This window comes from Nocardia amamiensis NBRC 102102, from assembly GCF_001612745.1.
GTDB classification, from domain to species: domain Bacteria; phylum Actinomycetota; class Actinomycetes; order Mycobacteriales; family Mycobacteriaceae; genus Nocardia; species Nocardia amamiensis.
On the sequence record NZ_BDBA01000128.1, the window covers coordinates 1 to 16,207 of the forward strand.

General features: G+C 65.2%; 19 protein-coding genes. 2 read left to right on the plus strand and 17 right to left on the minus strand.

Annotated elements, in window-relative coordinates; translation table 11 throughout:
- Positions 1–343: 343 nt before the first annotated feature.
- Positions 344–1,732 carry a dihydrolipoyl dehydrogenase gene (gene lpdA / locus NA4_RS23145; protein ID WP_067473753.1) on the minus strand — a complete coding sequence of 463 codons (1,389 nt, stop codon included), beginning with the start codon at positions 1,730–1,732 and terminating at the stop codon, positions 344–346.
- Positions 1,733–1,977: 245 nt separating this feature from the next.
- On the opposite strand from lpdA, the gene NA4_RS39365 reads away from it, so the two are divergent.
- Entirely contained in the window at positions 1,978–2,586 is a 609-nt protein-coding gene (locus NA4_RS39365; RefSeq protein ID WP_084497369.1) for a 2-C-methyl-D-erythritol 4-phosphate cytidylyltransferase, read from the plus strand.
- Between the two features lie 6 nt (positions 2,587–2,592).
- On the opposite strand, the gene NA4_RS43310 is transcribed toward NA4_RS39365, so the two are convergent.
- The 14 genes from NA4_RS43310 to NA4_RS23225 all read right to left on the minus strand — a co-directional run bounded on the left by NA4_RS43310 (position 2,593) and on the right by NA4_RS23225 (position 13,942).
- Entirely contained in the window at positions 2,593–2,727 is a 135-nt protein-coding gene (locus NA4_RS43310; RefSeq protein ID WP_281180059.1) for a hypothetical protein, read from the minus strand.
- 208 nt (positions 2,728–2,935) lie between these two features.
- Complete coding sequence (locus NA4_RS23165) at positions 2,936–3,658, minus strand: IspD/TarI family cytidylyltransferase (RefSeq protein ID WP_084497370.1); 723 nt, start codon at positions 3,656–3,658, stop codon at positions 2,936–2,938.
- A 21-nt stretch (positions 3,659–3,679) separates the two neighbouring features.
- On the minus strand, positions 3,680–5,362 hold the full coding sequence (gene ptsP / locus NA4_RS23170) for a phosphoenolpyruvate--protein phosphotransferase (RefSeq protein WP_067473766.1): 1,683 nt from the start codon (positions 5,360–5,362) through the stop codon (positions 3,680–3,682).
- Positions 5,355–5,639 carry an HPr family phosphocarrier protein gene (locus NA4_RS23175; RefSeq protein ID WP_067473769.1) on the minus strand — a complete coding sequence of 95 codons (285 nt, stop codon included), beginning with the start codon at positions 5,637–5,639 and terminating at the stop codon, positions 5,355–5,357. The genes ptsP and NA4_RS23175 overlap by 8 nt, the downstream gene beginning before the upstream one ends.
- Positions 5,640–5,722: 83 nt before the next feature.
- On the minus strand, positions 5,723–7,012 hold the full coding sequence (locus NA4_RS23180) for a 2-oxo acid dehydrogenase subunit E2 (protein WP_067473772.1): 1,290 nt from the start codon (positions 7,010–7,012) through the stop codon (positions 5,723–5,725).
- On the minus strand, positions 7,012–8,016 hold the full coding sequence (locus NA4_RS23185; protein WP_067473775.1) for an alpha-ketoacid dehydrogenase subunit beta: 1,005 nt from the start codon (positions 8,014–8,016) through the stop codon (positions 7,012–7,014). Before NA4_RS23185 ends, NA4_RS23180 begins: the two co-directional genes overlap by 1 nt.
- Before the next feature lie 73 nt (positions 8,017–8,089).
- Entirely contained in the window at positions 8,090–9,106 is a 1,017-nt protein-coding gene (locus NA4_RS23190; protein WP_067473779.1) for a thiamine pyrophosphate-dependent dehydrogenase E1 component subunit alpha, read from the minus strand.
- A gap of 31 nt (positions 9,107–9,137) precedes the next feature.
- A complete protein-coding gene (locus tag NA4_RS23195; RefSeq protein WP_067473782.1) occupies positions 9,138–10,457 on the minus strand; it encodes an NAD(P)H-dependent oxidoreductase in 1,320 nt (439 codons plus the stop codon).
- A 23-nt stretch (positions 10,458–10,480) separates the two neighbouring features.
- Positions 10,481–10,879, minus strand: a complete 399-nt coding sequence (locus NA4_RS23200; protein ID WP_067473784.1) for a PTS glucitol/sorbitol transporter subunit IIA — start codon at positions 10,877–10,879, stop codon at positions 10,481–10,483.
- Complete coding sequence (locus NA4_RS23205; RefSeq protein ID WP_067473787.1) at positions 10,879–11,253, minus strand: hypothetical protein; 375 nt, start codon at positions 11,251–11,253, stop codon at positions 10,879–10,881. Before NA4_RS23205 ends, NA4_RS23200 begins: the two co-directional genes overlap by 1 nt.
- A 51-nt stretch (positions 11,254–11,304) precedes the next feature.
- On the minus strand, positions 11,305–11,883 hold the full coding sequence (locus tag NA4_RS23210; protein ID WP_084497371.1) for a PTS glucitol/sorbitol transporter subunit IIB: 579 nt from the start codon (positions 11,881–11,883) through the stop codon (positions 11,305–11,307).
- 10 nt (positions 11,884–11,893) lie between these two features.
- The gene (gene srlA / locus NA4_RS23215) at positions 11,894–12,532 is read right to left on the minus strand and encodes a PTS glucitol/sorbitol transporter subunit IIC (RefSeq protein ID WP_084497372.1); all 639 of its coding nucleotides are present in this window, start codon (positions 12,530–12,532) and stop codon (positions 11,894–11,896) included.
- Positions 12,533–12,569: 37 nt separating this feature from the next.
- Positions 12,570–12,959: a transcriptional regulator GutM gene (locus NA4_RS43745; RefSeq protein ID WP_067473790.1), complete on the minus strand. Its 390-nt coding sequence runs from the start codon at positions 12,957–12,959 to the stop codon at positions 12,570–12,572.
- A complete protein-coding gene (locus tag NA4_RS23225; protein WP_067473793.1) occupies positions 12,959–13,942 on the minus strand; it encodes a sugar-binding transcriptional regulator in 984 nt (327 codons plus the stop codon). Before NA4_RS23225 ends, NA4_RS43745 begins: the two co-directional genes overlap by 1 nt.
- Positions 13,943–14,064: 122 nt before the next feature.
- Between NA4_RS23225 and NA4_RS23230 the strand changes: the two genes are divergently transcribed.
- Positions 14,065–14,775, plus strand: coding sequence for an HAD family hydrolase (locus NA4_RS23230; protein ID WP_157129248.1), 711 nt, complete (start codon positions 14,065–14,067; stop codon positions 14,773–14,775).
- A 101-nt stretch (positions 14,776–14,876) separates the two neighbouring features.
- Here NA4_RS23230 and NA4_RS23235 read toward each other — a convergent pair whose 3' ends face one another.
- A complete protein-coding gene (locus NA4_RS23235; protein WP_067473798.1) occupies positions 14,877–15,917 on the minus strand; it encodes a transposase in 1,041 nt (346 codons plus the stop codon).
- 53 nt (positions 15,918–15,970) lie between these two features.
- Positions 15,971–16,207: transposase (locus tag NA4_RS23240; RefSeq protein WP_174552981.1), on the minus strand; the 237-nt coding region annotated here is incomplete at its 5' end.

Sequence of the window (16,207 nt, forward strand, 5' to 3'; positions counted from 1 at the left end):
GACCGGTCAGGGATATGCCCTGGACACGGTCGGCGATCACGTGCATCAGTTGGCGGATCTGAGTGACTGGCTGTCGGGCCGGGGCCTGACCGGTGCTGGACTGACAAGCGAGGTAGCCGAGGAGTTCCTGCGTGAGCGGCGCGCACGAGGCCACCGTATCGGCGCCGATTGGGTGTTGCCCCAACGTATTCGGCGGTCGCCGCGGTCACACCGCAGGAGGTTCCGTTGTCCGAGTATCGCAACTATCTGGAGGCTGAACGCGGGTTGTCCGCGGGAACCGTCACGCACTACCTGAATTCCACGGAATGCGGGACCATCGGTGGCGGTTCGAGAGTCGTCAGGTTCACGCGTGGGCATGAAGGGGTTTGCCGGCGAGCGCGAGATGCGCCTCGCCGATCGCTTCCGAAAGGGTCGGGTGGGGATGGATGTGCTGCGCGACCTCATCGGGACGGGCGTCCCAGTTGACGACGAGCTGCGCCTCAGCGAGCAATTCACCGACCCGCTCGCCCACCATGTGGACACCGAGGACAGGTCCGTCCTTCGCGGCGACCACCTTGACGAGGCCGGAGGTGCCCAGGATCCGCGCCTTCCCGTTACCAGCGAGGTCGTAGGTCACGTCCATTACCTCATGGCCGGCAGCAATGGCGCCCTCGGTCGAGAGACCGACCGAAGCGACTTCCGGATGCGAGTATGTGATGCGGGGGATCCGGGCGTAGTCGATCTCGTCGGGCTGGAGCCCTGCCAGCGTCTCCGCTACCAAGATGCCCTCTGCGAATCCGGCGTGGGCGAGTTGAAGGGTTGGGATGACGTCACCGACGGCATAGATCGTCGGGACCGCGGTGCGACACCGGGGATCGACGTCGATGTAACCGCGGGTGGTGGTCACACCAACAGACTCGAGTCCGATGCCATCGGTGGCAGGTGCGCGGCCGATCGCAACCAGGAGTACCTCGGCAGTCAGCACCCTCCCGTCATCGAGCGTCACTTCCACCCCGTTGTCTCTCGCCGTCGCGTGCTGTACTGCCGCGCCCAGTGCAGTGGAGATTCCCTCCTTCTTGAAAGCCTTCTCGAGAGCCCTGCTCGACGCGGTGTCCTCGAGCGGCAGGAGATTCGGCATGGCCTCGACGATTGTCACCTTGGTGCCGAACGCGTTCCACGCGGTCGCGAACTCGCATCCGATTGCGCCTCCACCGAGGATGATCGCGGAGGCGGGCGCGTGGTCGAAGCCGAGAGCATCGTTGCTGTCGATGATCCGCTCGTGATCGACATCGATGCCGGCGCCCGTCTTGGGAACCGAACCCGTCGCGATAATCACGGCCGCGCCGGTGAGGACGGCCTCGGGCCCGTCTGCGGTGGTGACGGTCACCTGCGTTGGCGAGGTCAGGCGACCCGTGCCGGCGACGACGTGAATGCCACGGCTTGCGACCAGGCCGGAGAGCCCACGGAACAGCCCATTGACGACACTCTGCTTGTGCTTGTCGACTCCGGCGAAGTCGATCGCGTCGAGCGTCGAAGTGACGCCGAATTTGGCACTGTGCCTGACCGTCTCAGCGACCTCGGCTGATCGCAGCAGCGCCTTGGTCGGAATGCAACCCCGGTGCAGGCAGGTCCCACCGAGCTTGTCCTTCTCCACGAGTGCCACACGACTGCCGAGTTCCGCGGCCCGCAAGGCGGCCGCGTATCCGCCGCTTCCACCGCCGAGCACGACGAGATCGTATTGCGGGTTACCCATTCATTCACTCCTCTATCACATATGTGCAGACGTTGCACTTCTGTGCGGAGATAATGTCACGACGGAGCACTGGTGTGAAGGGGAGTGCAGAACTCTGTCGGGGTCGGATGTGCCTGTCGCCGACTGGCCGATAGCATCGTGACGATGTACACGCGGTTCACACCCCTGCATCGAGGAGACGTTGTCACCCTCAACTACGGCGAGACGCCCGCGCGGTGAACGGGCGAGATAGGGGATTCGCCCTGATGCCGATACCGTCTTATGGACTTCGGCACGACACCGCAGTCGTCGAACGGCAGCTCATCGAGTCTGTGAATCGCGCCATCGACGCAGGCATCTGGCCGGTTGTCGTCGTGGGTGCCGACCGCTTGCACGAAGTTCGGAAAGAACTCCGTGACCGGGAGATCCAGCACCGGGCGACCGTAATCGACTGTCCGGGGCCGGCGACCCGATCACAATGCCTCGCGCGGGGGCTCGCATGGTTGGAGGAAACCCGGGCAACAGCAGAGTCGGTATTGGTATACGACAGCAACTCCCGACCAGTGGCGTCGGTGGCGGTTTGGCGGCAGCTGGCAGCGTTTGCGGGAACGGGGGTGGATGTGGCTGCACCTACGACCACATTGGTCGACAGCGTCAAGTTGGTCGATGCGGACGGAGTGGTTCGAGCCACTATCGACCGAGCGGTTCTGCGCACCATTGAGTTTCCGAGAATGATTCGCGTGGAGGTACTTCATCGAGCCGTCAGTGATCCAGCGGCAGACGGCGTCGACGAGCTGGCCTATGCCATGGGGGCCCAGCGCGGTGTCCGGTTCATAGAGGTCGACCGGTCGGCATTCACAGCCCCGGTCGCATGAGGGCGCTCAATTTTTCAGAACCGTGATGAGTTCACGGACGAGCTTGATCGGCAGGCAGGCCACCTTCAAGGGGAATGTAGCGGCCGTGGCGAGCGGATGCCGCCGGAAGCGCAGGTACAACTGTCTCGGCTTGTGCGCCACGCGCCATCGTAGGTCGTGCGCATATGCTCTCCTGAGTTCGCGGTCGGAGTGGTGGATCGTGTACCTGCACGCCCCACAGACTGTCGAGACCAGGACGTGACCTGCGTATGTCAATGTATGCTCGGTGTCGAGTCCGCATGAATCGCACGTCAAAATCGCGTGCTCGTGCCCTTCCACGATTGCTGGTCCACCTCCTGGGTCGATTGAACTAGCGCAATTGTTCGGTGAGCAACCGTTCAGCGAGAAATAGGTCGTGTGCGTACGTCACCTTGATGTTGCGCTCGTCGCCCGGGAAGATCCGCACCCGCAGGTCGGTGAACCGCTCGACGCTGGCAGACGTATCGGTCCCCTCGAATCCCGCAAGCTCGGCTGCCCGATATGCCTCGAGAAGTGGTTTTGCGCGGAATGCCTGGGGTGTCTGTACCCGAACGAGTTGATCTGCGAACCCGGGGTCGGTGACATTGCCATCCGGGTGGATTGTGACGACGTCATCGACTGCGAGTGCCGGGACCGCGCCGCCGAATCTACGCGCCGTCGACACGGCCATCCGCATCATTTCCGCGCCTGCGAGTGGTCGGGCGGCGTCGTGGATCACGACCGTGTCGATCGTGCCCGCCTCGATCGCAGGGGCTAAGTGCTGCAGTGCGTGGTATTCGGACTCGTGCCGCGACGCCCCGCCCACGATCACCTCGACATCGAGATCCGGGACCTCGCGATCGAGAATCTTCGCTGCGTTCGGCAGGTCGACTATGCGGGTGACCAGAAGGGTACGGGTGAACTCCGGGACAGCGCGGACCGCCTCCAGCGTCCACGAGACCATTCCGAGACCGGCGATAGGAAGGTACGCCTTGTTGCCGTCTGTGCCCATCCGGCTGCCCGTACCAGCCGCCAGTACCACGGCGGCGGCGCCACTCGAAGTATGCATACCCATGCTTCTCACCCTAATCGGCGATCAGGCGATCGGTGCTCGATCACGGTCCAGTCGGCTCAGTGCGGCCGACCGTGCCGACGCGCCATCCTCGGCACCCAGCGCCAGTGCGGCCGCGTCCTCGAGAGCGTCGATCGGATACCGCAAGAGGACGGTTCGGACCGCAGGGATCGCCGACGGGGCCATGCTCAGGCTCCGCACACCGAGCCCGACGAGAACCGGTGCCAGTTCGGGATCGCTTGCGGCTTCGCCGCATACGGCGACGGGCTTGCCGGCGGCCTGTCCGGCTGATGCTGTGATCCGGATCAGTTCGAGCAATGCCGGATGCCATGGATCGAGCAGGTCGCCGACAGCGCCGAGCATGCGGTCGGCCGCGAAGGTGTACTGCGCCAGATCGTTGGTACCGATGCTCACGAAATCACCGTGCTCGAGGATCGTCGACGCGCGAAGAGCCGCCGCAGGCACCTCGATCATCGCGCCAGCCACCGCGAGCCCCGCTGCACGGGCCTTATCCGCGAACTCGCGGATCTCGGCGGCGACCGACACCATGGGCGCCATCACCCAAACGTCTGCCGAGCTCTTCGACGCGGCCGCCGCGATGGCGTCGAGCTGGTCGCCGAGCAGGCAAGGGTTGAATCGGGACGTCCGTAGCCCGCGGACACCCAGCGCAGGGTTCGGCTCCTGGCCGTGCCGCACGAACTCCAGCGGCTTATCGGCACCGGCATCGAGGGTCCGCACCACAACCCGCCGTCCGGCGAACTCGTCGAATACCTCCGTGTAGACGGCGATCTGCTCTGCCTGGGTCGGAGCGGTCGCCCGCTCGAGGAAGAGGAACTCAGTGCGGAACAGGCCCACTCCCTCCGAATCGGCGGCGGCCGCCGTCTCCAGGTCACGTGACGCGCCGATGTTCACCATCAGCTTTACTGGTGTCCCGTCCGCGGTCCGACCCGGGCCGCTCGCACGACGTGCCTCCTCGACCTCCGAACGGTACCGGGCGAGGGCTCGCTCGATCTCGTCGTCGGAGGGGGAGATCTGTACGGTGCCCAGCGCACCGTCGACGAGGACGACGTCCTCGTCCGCGACAGTGATGCCATCACCTACGCACACGACAGCAGGGATTCCGAGCGATTTGGCCAGGATTGCGGTGTGACTACTGGGACCGCCCCTCTCCGTAACAATCGCAAGCACCTTTGCGGGATCGAGAACGGCGGTGTCCGCGGGTGCCAGGTCGTGTGCGACGAGCACAAACGGATGATCGAGATCGGGGATTTCCGGCATCGGTAGTCCAAGGACCTTCGCGACGGCGCGGTCTCGAAGGTCGTCGAGGTCGCTGACCCGCTCTGCGAAATACGGCCCGGCCGCCTCGAGCATCGCCCGGAAGGACCCGAAGGCGGTGGTGATCGCGACGGCGGCCGATGCTCCGCTGCCGACCGCCGAATCGACCGCGGAGAGCAGCGTGGGATCACGAACCATCATCGCGAGCGCGGCAAGCACATCGGCGGAATCCGAGCCCGCCCCACAAGCGCGTTCATCGAGCATGTCTGCCACCGAGGCCAGCGCGGCCGCAGCCGCGGCAGACCGCTCGGCAGGCGTGCCATCTCCAGAGTGATCGGACCCGGGCGTGACCACCGCGGGCGCAGCCATCCGGGCAACCGGTCCGACCGCTACGCCGCGGCTGACACCGAACCCCTTGCGCGTGTCAGACATGGCCGTGAGCGTCGTTGTCGAGGTTGGTAGTGAGCATCGCGACCAGATCATCGAGCGCAGCCTCGGCACCGGGAGACTCGGAGGCAAGCGTCACCGTGTCGCCGTGGCAGATGTTCTGGGACAGAACACCCATGATGCTCCGGGCGTCGACCGGGTCACCGCCGTCCTTCGCAATGGTGATCGGGACGCCGAGCACGTTGACCTGCTGGACGAACTTGGCGGCCGGGCGTGCATGGAGACCGTGCTCGGATCCGATGATGACCGTGCGTTTGATCACGATGTGACTCCAATGTCAAGATAGGGTTTCGCCGGGCGGTCTGGCGCGCCCAGCGAACCGTCGGCGCTGGTGGTAGAGGCGGTTTACAGAATCAACCGGCGGACGTCACCGAGAAGGCTTGCCACCCGAGTGGCGAATCGTGCACCGAGCGCCCCGTCGATGATCCGGTGATCGTACGAGAGGCTGATCGGGAGCTGCAGCCGCGGCTGGAACGTCTCTCCGTCCCACGCGGGTTCGATGCGGCTTCTGGAGACACCGAGGATAGCCGCCTCCGGACTGTTGACGATGGGGGTAAACGCGGTTCCACCGATGCCGCCGAGGCTCGAGACGGTGAACGTGGCACCCGTGACGTCGTCCCCGGTGAGTTTCCCGGACCTCGCGCGCTCCGAGATCGCGCCGAGCTCGCGGCTGAGCGCAGAGATGCCCTTGCGGTCGACGTCGCGGACCACGGGTACGACAAGCCCCTGGTCCGTGTCTACGGCCACGCCCAAGTGGTAGTACTTCTTCAGTACCAACGACTTTCCGTCACCCGACAGGCTGCTGTTCACCCGCGGGTACTCTTGCAGGGCGGAGACGACCGCCTTCAGGACGAAGGCCAGCAAAGTGACCCGGTAGCCCTCTCGCTTGGCGTCGGTGTCGAGCTCTCTCCGGAACACCTCGAGGTCGGTGATGTCCGCGACGTCGTGCTGCGTCACATGGGGAATCGTGACCCAGGAGTTCGCCAGAGCCGGGCCCGAAATCCGACTGATCCTGCTCAGCGGGGACAGTTCGACCTCGCCGAACCGTTCGAATCCGCGGGAGCCCGCAGGGGCGGGAGCCGAAGTGGCGACGGTCATTGCCGGGACCTGGGCTGCGGGAGCCGGAGTGCCCGATTCGGCGGCCTCGACGTCCGCAACGGTGATCAGCCCGTCGGGCCCGGTCCCAGTAACCGTGTCGATGTCGACCCGCAGTTCGCTGGCACGTCGCCGAGCTCGCGGCACCGCCGGCCGAGGCCCGCGGCGGGACGGCGGCGTGGCGAGCAGCGGGGCACCAGTGGGTGCGTCGTTAGCCCGCGCCGCGTCGGCAGCGGTTCCGGCGTCGGCCGCATCCGGTGCCGCGCCGACGTCGAACAGGCCTTCCAGCATGTCGTCGGCATCGGTGGCGATGAAGGCGAGTGGCTCACCAACCGCGATCACCTGGTCCGGCTCGGCGACCAGCCGGGCAAGAGTGCCGCCGAGGGGTGACTCGACCTCCATATCGACCTTGTCGCTCGCCACTTCACAGACCACGTCGCCCGACGTGACCACGTCACCCGCGGCCTTGTGCCACACGATGAACGTCCCCTCGGTCATGGTCATCGACATCTTGGGCATCACGAGAGGAACTTCACGCATCAGCTGTTCCTCACGATTTCGATTGCGGCGGAGATGATGTCATCGATCTGGGGCACGCTGGCCCGCTCCAGTTCCGGGGCGTACGGAATCGGTGCGTCCAGACCACACAGGCGCTTGATCGGGGCAAGCAGGCTGTAGATGGCATCCGAGCCCGAGATCCTGGCGGCGATCTCGGAGGCGAATCCGCCGGTCAGCGGCGCCTCCTGTACGAGCAGGACGCGGCCGGTCGCCTTCACAGCGTCGAGGATCGCCTTCTCATCGAGCGGCACGAGAGTGCGAGGATCGACGACGGTGACGTCGATCCCGCCCTCCTCGAGAGACTTTGCAGCCTCAAGCGCCCTGCCGACCATGACACCGGTGGCGACGATGGTCAGATCACCGCCGTCGCCGTGCACGGTGGCCTTGCCCAGGGGCACGCGGGTATTGCCCTCCGGCACGGGTCCGTTGGTCCGGTAGAGCAGCTTGTGCTCGAGGACGACCACCGGATTGGGATCGTCGATCGCGGACAGCAACAACCCCTTGGCATCCGCCGCCGTCGCCGGCAGCACGACCTTGAGACCAGGGACGTGTGCGAACCAGGCCTCCAAGCTCTGCGAATGTTGCGCAGCTGCGCCGGTACCCGACCCTGACGGGGCGCGCAGCACCATCGGCACCGTGAGCGCCCCGCCGAGCATGAAGTGTATCTTTGCGGCCTGATTGACGATCTGATCCATCGCCTGGTTGGTAAAGTCGGAGAACTGAATCTCGACGACGGGCCGCAACCCGCATAGAGCCGCGCCGACAGCCGCACCAACGATCCCGAGTTCGGAGATCGGAGTGTCCCGGATCCGCTCGGCACCGAACTGCTCGTACATGCCCTTTGTCACGCCGAATGCGCCACCGTAGATTCCGATGTCCTCGCCGAGAACGAACACGCGGTCGTCCTCCGTCATCGCAATCGTCAGCGCGTCTCGCACAGCGTCGGAGTAGCTCATATCGGTCAGGACGGGCACAGGTGCGCTCATGCCTCCACCTCACTGATGCTCGGCCCCGGCATGACCGCGGCGGCTATGTTGATTGTTCGCTTGCCGCGCTCGCTCACGCGGTCACCTCCACGGGGGCGAAGACGGCGGACATCAGTTCATCGGCACGCGAGGGCGGCGCGGCGTTTCCGGCGCGGATAGCGGCGCGCAGTGCGTCTCGCACATCGTTGCGGACGGCCTCGAGCTCGGCTTCTGTCAGAGTTCCGGCGTCGAGAACCGTTTGCTCGAATCTGGTGATCGGATCTTTGCCCCGCCACTCGTCGATCTCCTCACGGGTGCGGTACAGGTTCTGGTCGCTCTTCGAGTGGCCCTTGTAGCGGTATGTCACGGCCTCGATGAGAGTTGGACCGTCACCGGCCCGGGCGCGGGCGACGGCCTCTGCGACGGCATCGGCGACGGCCTGGACGTCATTCCCGTCGACAGATATGCCCGGAATGCCATAGGCGGCGGCGCGGTCCGCCACGCTGGCCACGTTCATGGAGAGCGCGCTCGACATCGACATGCCGTAGTGGTTGTTCTCGCAGATGAATACCGCGGGAAGCTGCCAGATGGCGGCGAGGTTGACGCCTTCGTGGAAGGCCCCTTCGTTGGTGGCGCCGTCGCCGAAGAAGCTCACGGCCACCGCGGTAGTGCCCTTGATCTTCTGTGCGAGCGCGGCACCGGCGGCGATCGGGATGCCACCGCCGACGATTCCGTTGGCTCCCAGATTTCCGGTCTCGACGTCGGCGATGTGCATCGACCCGCCACGGCCGCGGCAGTAGCCGGTTTCCTTGGCTAACAGCTCGGCCATCATGCGGCCGAGGTCGGCGCCCTTGGCAATGCAATGGCCGTGGCCGCGGTGGGTGGAGGTGATCAGGTCGTCCCGAGTCAACGCGAGGCATGCCGCGGTGGGCACGGCTTCCTGTCCGATCGACAGGTGCATCGTTCCGTGCATGAGACCACGCGCGAAGAGGTCGTCGACCGCCTCCTCGAAACGGCGGATCTTCCACATCGTGGTGAGAACCTCGCGCGCGCGGTCGGCGTCTTGGGCCAACCGGACGGTTGTCCTCCGTGTGGCGGTGGTGGTTGTCATGGGTGTTTGCCCCTTCGATCGAACCCGGCGGTTACGCAACGTTGCGGACACCCGCGAAGGTGGGTAGCGGAGCACCGGCGAGCAGCTTGTCCTGCAACTGGCGCAGGGCGGCGATGGTCGTACCGGGGCGCAGTTCGACGTCGTCTGCGGTGATGACCGCGTCGGCGGCCACGTCGCGAATGAGCTTGGCGCCCTGCAACAGGCCCAGGGGCACCAGGTTCTCGGCCTCGGTTGCGGCTGCGGACTCGATGACGCCATACACCGTGCAGCCGCCGATGCCGTCAATCGTGTCGCCGACCTTCAGATCGCGCTTCGCTGCGGCGACGACCTCGGCGTTCCAATACTCCGGCGCGAGGCTGGGAACGCCGTCGAGGACGGCCTCTGCGATGGTCAGCGGGGCCTCGACGCTGGCAAGGTGATAGGGGCGGTAGAGCGTGAAGTAAGGACCGTCACCCATCTTCAGGTAGGTCATCTCCTCAGCCACGATCGGGTCGTCGGTCTTGACGATCGCGAAGACGCCCGGTGCGACAGGTCCCGTGCAGTAGTCCACCACACCCGGACGATCGAGGATGCCGCCCTCGGTGGTCGGCCGGAACGTGTCCGCCAACGTCTCGACCGTCGAGGCGGGACCGTACATGCCGCGGCGACTGACCTCGAGCCCTGTGGTGTTGGCGAGCGACGCCATCTCGATCATGGCCTTCGAACCGTCGACGAAGCTGCACAGCATCTTTGGGTTCATGCGCTTCGACGCGGCCTCCTCTGCGAGGCTCTCGGGTGTCGCATGCGGGTCCAGCGGGTTGTTCTTCCCCTTACCCGCGCACACGACCTGGAACGACAGGTCCCGGGCAAAGTCGACCAAGCGCTTGGCTTCGGCGGGCTCGTCGCCGCGGCAGACGGTGTAGATGCGCCCGGTCTGCTTGGCGATCGTGGTCAGGACGTAGCCGATCGTCACGTCGCACTCGACATTGAGCAGCGCGATGTCCTTGCCTGCGAGCAGACCGTTGAAGGCGACCTGGGCGCCGACCTCTGGAACTCCGCTGGCGTCGACTATGATGTCGACAGGGAGCGAGTTCAGCAGGCCGGCGTCCTCGACTGCGACCGACGCTCCCGACACGATAGCCTGCGATAGGGACGCGACGTCGCTGCCGGTGCCCGGATCGACACCGGCCTGGCGGAGGGCACCCTCCGCCTTGCCCGGCAGGACGTCTGCCACGGCGGCGATGTGCATTCCGGGGATGCGGCCGACCTGGGCGATGAACCCGAGCCCCATCTGGCCGGCTCCGACGAGTCCGACGCGGATCGGCCTGCCGAACTCGTTCTGCCGAGCGAGCAGGCGTGCGGTGTAGCTCATGGTGCTGCTGTCTCCTGGGGCTTCTATGCAGCGGTGGGTCCGGCGATGACGCGGAATGCGCTGCCGGGCGATGGCACTTGTGGGGTGGCTCTGGGCAGGCACACATCGCCGGGGAGTTGCGGCGTGCCCTCCCCGTTGAACTTCAGATCGATGTGGCCGAGGTTGATCAGGTTCTGGTCGGCGACGTGTCCGACCGCAAGGACGGGAAAGCGCTCTCCGCCGATCTCGATGACGTCTCCGGCAGTCAGGCCACCGACCGTGACCGTCGGCTTGTGCAACACGCTGATCTCATGCAGCTCCGCCGGTGCCTGGTCACCGAAAAGGATGACGATGCCCTGCTCGACGAACCCGGGGACCATCTCCCCCACGTGGGTGACGACGGTGTCGTACCGGATCTCGTCGGCGGTGTCGGGCTGGCTCATCAGGCACCTGCCTCGATGTTCTGCGTCCCCACGCCGGACACGAAGAGCTCGGCCGTGATGAAGTTCGCAAGCGGACCCGACGGTGTCGCGGCGTTCACGTCGACGGTCAGTACCTTCTTCATCGGGTACACACCGACACGGGCCGTACCACCGCAGTCGATCACCGCGACTGCGATCCGTTCGAACGGAGCGGTGCTCTTGAACCCATCGAACGGCTCTCCCCCTGTGAGATCGGCGATCTTCTGCGCGACCGGATGTATGCCACCGCCGGTGACCGAGTAGATAAGGGGACGCTCGGCGGTTGGCTTGATGACGAGAGGTCCCCCCCAACCGCCGGATCCCTTGCTGACAGTGACGGGCGTGTAATCGGTCATGATGAAGCTCCTGGTGACAAGTGCGTGTGTGACGGGTATCTGAAGCGACCGCTAGCTGTAGAGGCCGAAACTGAAGAAGTAGGCGATGACGACGGCAAGCGGTCCCGTCAGGAGTCGTGAAAAGAGTATCGCTGGGACGCCGATTTCGACGGTTTCCGGCTCGGCCTCACCGAGCGCAAGGCCGACAGGAATGAAGTCGCAGCCGACCTGCCCGTCGATCGCGAACAACGCTGGCAACGCATACTGCGGTGGAATCGCCCCGAGACCGATCTGCACTCCGAGCAGCGAGCCGATCACCTGGGCAATGACTGCGCCGGGGCCGAGCACTGGTGACAGGAACGGCAAGCAGCAGATCAGCGCAATGAGGACGAGCCCAGGTAGCGAACCCGCGATCGGTGCCAGGTGCTCGGCGATCAGATTGCCGAGACCGGTGGCCTGGATGAAGCCGATGAGGAAGGCGATGAATGCCAGAAACGGTAGAACGTTCTTGATGACGGTGTCGATGGTGTCGCGGCCGGCCTGATAGAAGACGTTCACGACGCCGCCGACTTTACGACCGAGCGTTGTCAGAGCACCCGCGCTCCGGTCGAAAACGCTGCTCATCCGCAATGGCGTGGAGGTGGAAATCATGGTGGTACTCCTAGGCGATCGCCGGGGACGGGGGCTCGGAATCTGCTGCGGTGCGGGCCTTCCGGCGCATCAGGATCCCTGTGATGACATCTGTGACGACACCACGGATGAAGATGACGATCAGTCCGACGTAGAAGTACCGGATCGCCAGATCGGGAAGCGACAGATCCAGTTTGGTGATCCCGGCCGCGATACCGGCGTACACGAACAACTCACCGGGGTTCGCATGGGGAAACAACCCGAGGATCGGATGCACGAAACTGACAGACGAGTCGTAGAACGCCGCCTTCCGGCGTTCAGGAAGGAACCGGCCCATCGTGTACGCCATCGGGTTGGTCAGGAAGAACACCGACAGCACGGGCAGGATCAAATAACGCAGCGGGAGATAGATGAGACCGTCACGGCCGGCGATGGTCCCTAATCTCTCGATGCGGTGTGCGCCGATCAGCCGGATGAGTGCATTGACAGCGGTGAGCAGTACCACCAGGAGCGGCAGGATGCCGGATGCCATGGTCGTGAGTTGTGTTGCGCCTTCTTGGAATACGTGAATGAACGCTTCCGCGGCGTGGGCTAGGACGCCGTTGATCCCGCCGGATGGTTCCGGAGGCTTCGGCGGGTCTGCGGCCAACAGGCTGAGAGCGGTGTACATGGCGGGCGGAATTCCTGTCTAACTTGAATGGATCGGATCAGCGCGTAACCGAGCCCGGACGCGTCCGAGCGGTGTGCGCGAGATATAGGGAGGACGCATGAGCTGCGGCGTCGGACACACGTCGGGAGAGACCGTCAGCGCGAGCTCCCCCGGCAAGGTCGACGACGGTGATTCCGACCAGCACGGGAGCAGCCACGGGCTTGGCGAAGACTGTGAAACCCTTCAAAATTCGGGCATCGGTGATGATCCCGTCGCGGACCGCAATGGCGACGAAGGTACGAAGGCCGCGGCGCCGATTCATCCCAGTCACAACGCGGCCGCTCGAGCTCATGGCGTTAACCGCACGACGAAAGACATTGCCCTGCCTCCACATGAGGAGCATCTGGGCAACCCATAGGGCGGCGAACACAAGGGCGAAAGTAAGCATCAGGCAAGGCCCTCTCCGGAGGCGGAGGTGGCGGAGTCGAGCGCCAGAGTCGCCCGCGCGGCGCTCTCGTCACAGACGAGGATATCGAGGTGACGGCCGCGAAGCGCGCCGACCAGCCCAGGCGCCTTGACCCGACCGGAGGTCACGCCGACAACCATGGGGATCCGACGGAGGTCCTCGAGGCGGACCGCGATAACGCGGTCGGTGACCGCAGCCAACGGGATAGGCGTTCCGTTGATGTCGTAGTACCTGGCGCAAATATCGCCAGCCGGCGCGAGCGCATCGAACTCAGCACGGTCCTTGGCAGTAAGTGCCATCGAATCGATGACAGCGGCCGAGGAGCTATCGCCGTAGGTGCCGACACCGACGAGCGCTATATCAGCGGTCTTCGCGGCGTCCAAGGCCGACGCGACGGACTTCTCACTGAGGAAAGCGTCCAAGGTCAACTGATTGGTGATCAAGGCCGGCGCATGGAGATAGCGGTACCGCGCCCCGAGTCGCGTCGCCAGTTCCCGGACCAACTCCTGCCCGGTGACCTCGTTGTTGACCGAGGACAGCCCACCGACAAGTTGCACGACCTCGACGTCATACCGACGTGTCGCCGTGGTCTCCCACACCATCGCCTGCAGCGCGGTCCCCCACGACACCGCAAGCCGCTCCCCTTCGTTGAGATTGTCGAGCAACCACTGCGACGACAGCTTTGCGACAGCGTCGTTGGGGACCGCGCCAGGAGCGTAGGCAGCGACCAGACAGTCGTGGAGGCCGAACCGATTCCTCAACTCGGCTTCCAAGTCGGGGCGCCGCTGCGCGGTGTCCACGATGCGGATTTGCACGATCCCCTGCTGCCGCGCTGAAGTCAACATGCGCGACACGTTCGACCGACTCGTTCCGAGTGCGTCGGCGACCTCCTGTTGCGAGGAACCGTCGACGAAATACATCCTCGCGGCCTTCACCAACTGCTCACGGTCCCGCTCTGCGGTCATGTTCACATCCGTTCATGACAATCACGTTTATCCCCGCCATTTGTAGCATGTGATCTGGATCATGCCAAGACCTGGAGGAAACCGCACGCAAACTAGATTTGCATCACCACACTGTCACATATGTGATTAGCTATCACGATTGGCACAATCGAATCGCCCTGCACGCGATGTGGGGCATGACACATCGGTTGATGACCGGTATCACAAGTCCGGGCGGCGGGTTCGCCGCCGATGAACGATCGGAGATCGGGCGTGTCAACGTCCTCCCCTTGACCGAACCGGCGAGCACTTGGGACCTCGAAGGCGTGGTGTTCGACTGCGACGGTGTGCTCGTCGACTCGGAGCCTGTCCACGACGCCGCCACTCGCGACGAGACGCGGGCACGTGGCGTCACGCTGTCGCAGTCGCACTTCGATGAACACATCGGGATGCGCGTCGAAGATCAGATGTATCTCCTCGCCCGGAAGTACGGACTCGATCCGACGGCGCTGTTCGAGGCTCGCGAGGCCAGGCTCTGGGCGATGATCGACCGGGTCGGTGTGCCCGCGATCGCCGGAAGCGTCGCAGTGGTGCGAGCGCTGACCGAAGCGGGCGTGCCGGTAGCCGTGGCTACCTCAGGTAATCGAAGGTTGATCAACCACGTCCTGGATCGTCTCGGCATCGCCGCGGATGTGGTGGCGTCTGTCAGTGGCGACGACGTAACCGAACCCAAGCCGGCACCGAGCCGTATCTGGCCGCAGCGCTGGCGATCGGCGTGGACGCCACGAGATGCGGACTGGTCGAGGATTCCCCGCGAGGTGTCCGCAGCGCCGCCGCGGCAGGCTGTCGGGTGATCCTGCTGGACCGCACTCGTGCCTACCCCGACGGACTGCCGGGCGCCGCAGCCGTCGTCCACGATCTCACCGCCGCTCGAACGATCCTCCTAGCTTGAGTTTTAACCTGTGCGGCGTGGTCGGGGCCCGGTGGGTTTAGATGCTTTCTGGTTACTGGGTGTCTTGATGTGCACGTCGTAGCGTGGTGCCGGATGCTGGTTGGAGTGGCCCGTGGGTCGTCCCGGTCCTGGGCGGGAGGGTTTCGGTGCACTGGCGGGACAGGCGGTTTGTGTGCGGAGGTGCCGAAACCCTCGCCGGACCCGTGCTGGTGTAAGTCGTTGCGGGGCAGCGGGTTTCTCCCAAGGGCGACGAAGGTCCGCGGCGAGGCCGCGGGCCAGGCGCAGTTGGGTGTAGGCGGCCAATAGCAGCCAGGTCCACCGGTCGGCCGCTTGTGGGTCGCGTGGTTTCGGGCAGGTCCAGCCGAGGGTTTGCTTGAGCATGCGGAATGTGTGCTCGATATCGAACCGCCGCAGGAACGCCTGCCACAAGAGGTCGACCTCGTCGGTGTCCAGGTCGACGACCGAATGCCACAGCCACACCGGTTTCGGTATCGCCCCGCTGGGCAGCCGAGCGACGTCGAGGCGGATCACGGTGCCCTCGAGCACCGGCAGTCGCCCGGTCTGGGCGACCCAGGACGAGCGGTGAGTCAGCCGGGGATGCATCCGATCCCACGATCTGGCGGTGACCGGCCCGTAGAGACGGGTCTCGGTCGCGGTGGCAGTCGTCGGTTCGCCCCAGGTGGCCGAGTCACCGAAGACGAACTCACCGCCGTGCCGCGGCGGGCGCCCGGTGCTGCCGGGTAGCCGTGGCGGCGCGGCACGGCGCAACACCCGGTCCGACCGCATCCGTCCCAGCACCGCAACGGGCAGATCTGCCAGCAAGAACGCCAACCGGGCTGCGTCGTAACCGGCGTCGGTCACGACCCAGATATCGCGGTCACCAGGCCGGTGGTGCCCGGCTTCGATCAGATTGCCGATCACGGTCCGCAACTGGCCCGCGGTGACCGCAGCGGCGTCATCGCCGGGTGCCAGCCGCACCGCATCCAACGGTGCGGTCCAGGAACGCGGCCGGTCTCGAGCGCACAGACCACCGAATACGGCCATCCCGGGATCATCAGGTGGGAGTTTCTGGCGCGGCCGTAGGTATTGAGCAGAAACTATGTCATTTCTTCCTGGGTCGTGTGGCGGACGTGTGGGGCATGGAAGTAGCCGCGTACGATGTCGGGCTGGCGCTGGCGGCGGTGCAGGAACCGGCGGGTTTCGCGGGCGAGGTCGTCGCGCGAGCGGGCGCGGGCAGGGTGAACGTGCCGTTTGATGTCGGCATTCAGGATCTCGTCGGGGTTGAGTTCGGGACTGTAACCGGGCATCAGGTGCAGCTCGACGCGGTGGGCGTT

Bases quoted from the DNA above. Each gene is read 5' to 3' on its own strand.
- NA4_RS23210 (WP_084497371.1), bottom strand. From the start codon at position 11,883: ATGATTTCCACCTCCACGCCATTGCGGATGAGCAGCGTTTTCGACCGG.
- NA4_RS23225 (WP_067473793.1), bottom strand. From the start codon at position 13,942: ATGACCGCAGAGCGGGACCGTGAGCAGTTGGTGAAGGCCGCGAGGATG.
- NA4_RS23200 (WP_067473784.1), bottom strand. From the start codon at position 10,879: ATGAGCCAGCCCGACACCGCCGACGAGATCCGGTACGACACCGTCGTC.
- srlA (WP_084497372.1), bottom strand. From the start codon at position 12,532: ATGTACACCGCTCTCAGCCTGTTGGCCGCAGACCCGCCGAAGCCTCCG.
- NA4_RS43745 (WP_067473790.1), bottom strand. From the start codon at position 12,959: ATGCTTACTTTCGCCCTTGTGTTCGCCGCCCTATGGGTTGCCCAGATG.
- ptsP (WP_067473766.1), bottom strand. From the start codon at position 5,362: ATGTCTGACACGCGCAAGGGGTTCGGTGTCAGCCGCGGCGTAGCGGTC.
- lpdA (WP_067473753.1), bottom strand. From the start codon at position 1,732: ATGGGTAACCCGCAATACGATCTCGTCGTGCTCGGCGGTGGAAGCGGC.
- NA4_RS23235 (WP_067473798.1), bottom strand. From the start codon at position 15,917: ATGGCCGTATTCGGTGGTCTGTGCGCTCGAGACCGGCCGCGTTCCTGG.
- NA4_RS23180 (WP_067473772.1), bottom strand. From the start codon at position 7,012: ATGCGTGAAGTTCCTCTCGTGATGCCCAAGATGTCGATGACCATGACC.
- NA4_RS23195 (WP_067473782.1), bottom strand. From the start codon at position 10,457: ATGAGCTACACCGCACGCCTGCTCGCTCGGCAGAACGAGTTCGGCAGG.
- NA4_RS23205 (WP_067473787.1), bottom strand. From the start codon at position 11,253: ATGACCGATTACACGCCCGTCACTGTCAGCAAGGGATCCGGCGGTTGG.
- NA4_RS23190 (WP_067473779.1), bottom strand. From the start codon at position 9,106: ATGACAACCACCACCGCCACACGGAGGACAACCGTCCGGTTGGCCCAA.
- NA4_RS23165 (WP_084497370.1), bottom strand. From the start codon at position 3,658: ATGGGTATGCATACTTCGAGTGGCGCCGCCGCCGTGGTACTGGCGGCT.
- NA4_RS39365 (WP_084497369.1), top strand. From the start codon at position 1,978: ATGCCGATACCGTCTTATGGACTTCGGCACGACACCGCAGTCGTCGAA.
- NA4_RS23185 (WP_067473775.1), bottom strand. From the start codon at position 8,016: ATGAGCGCACCTGTGCCCGTCCTGACCGATATGAGCTACTCCGACGCT.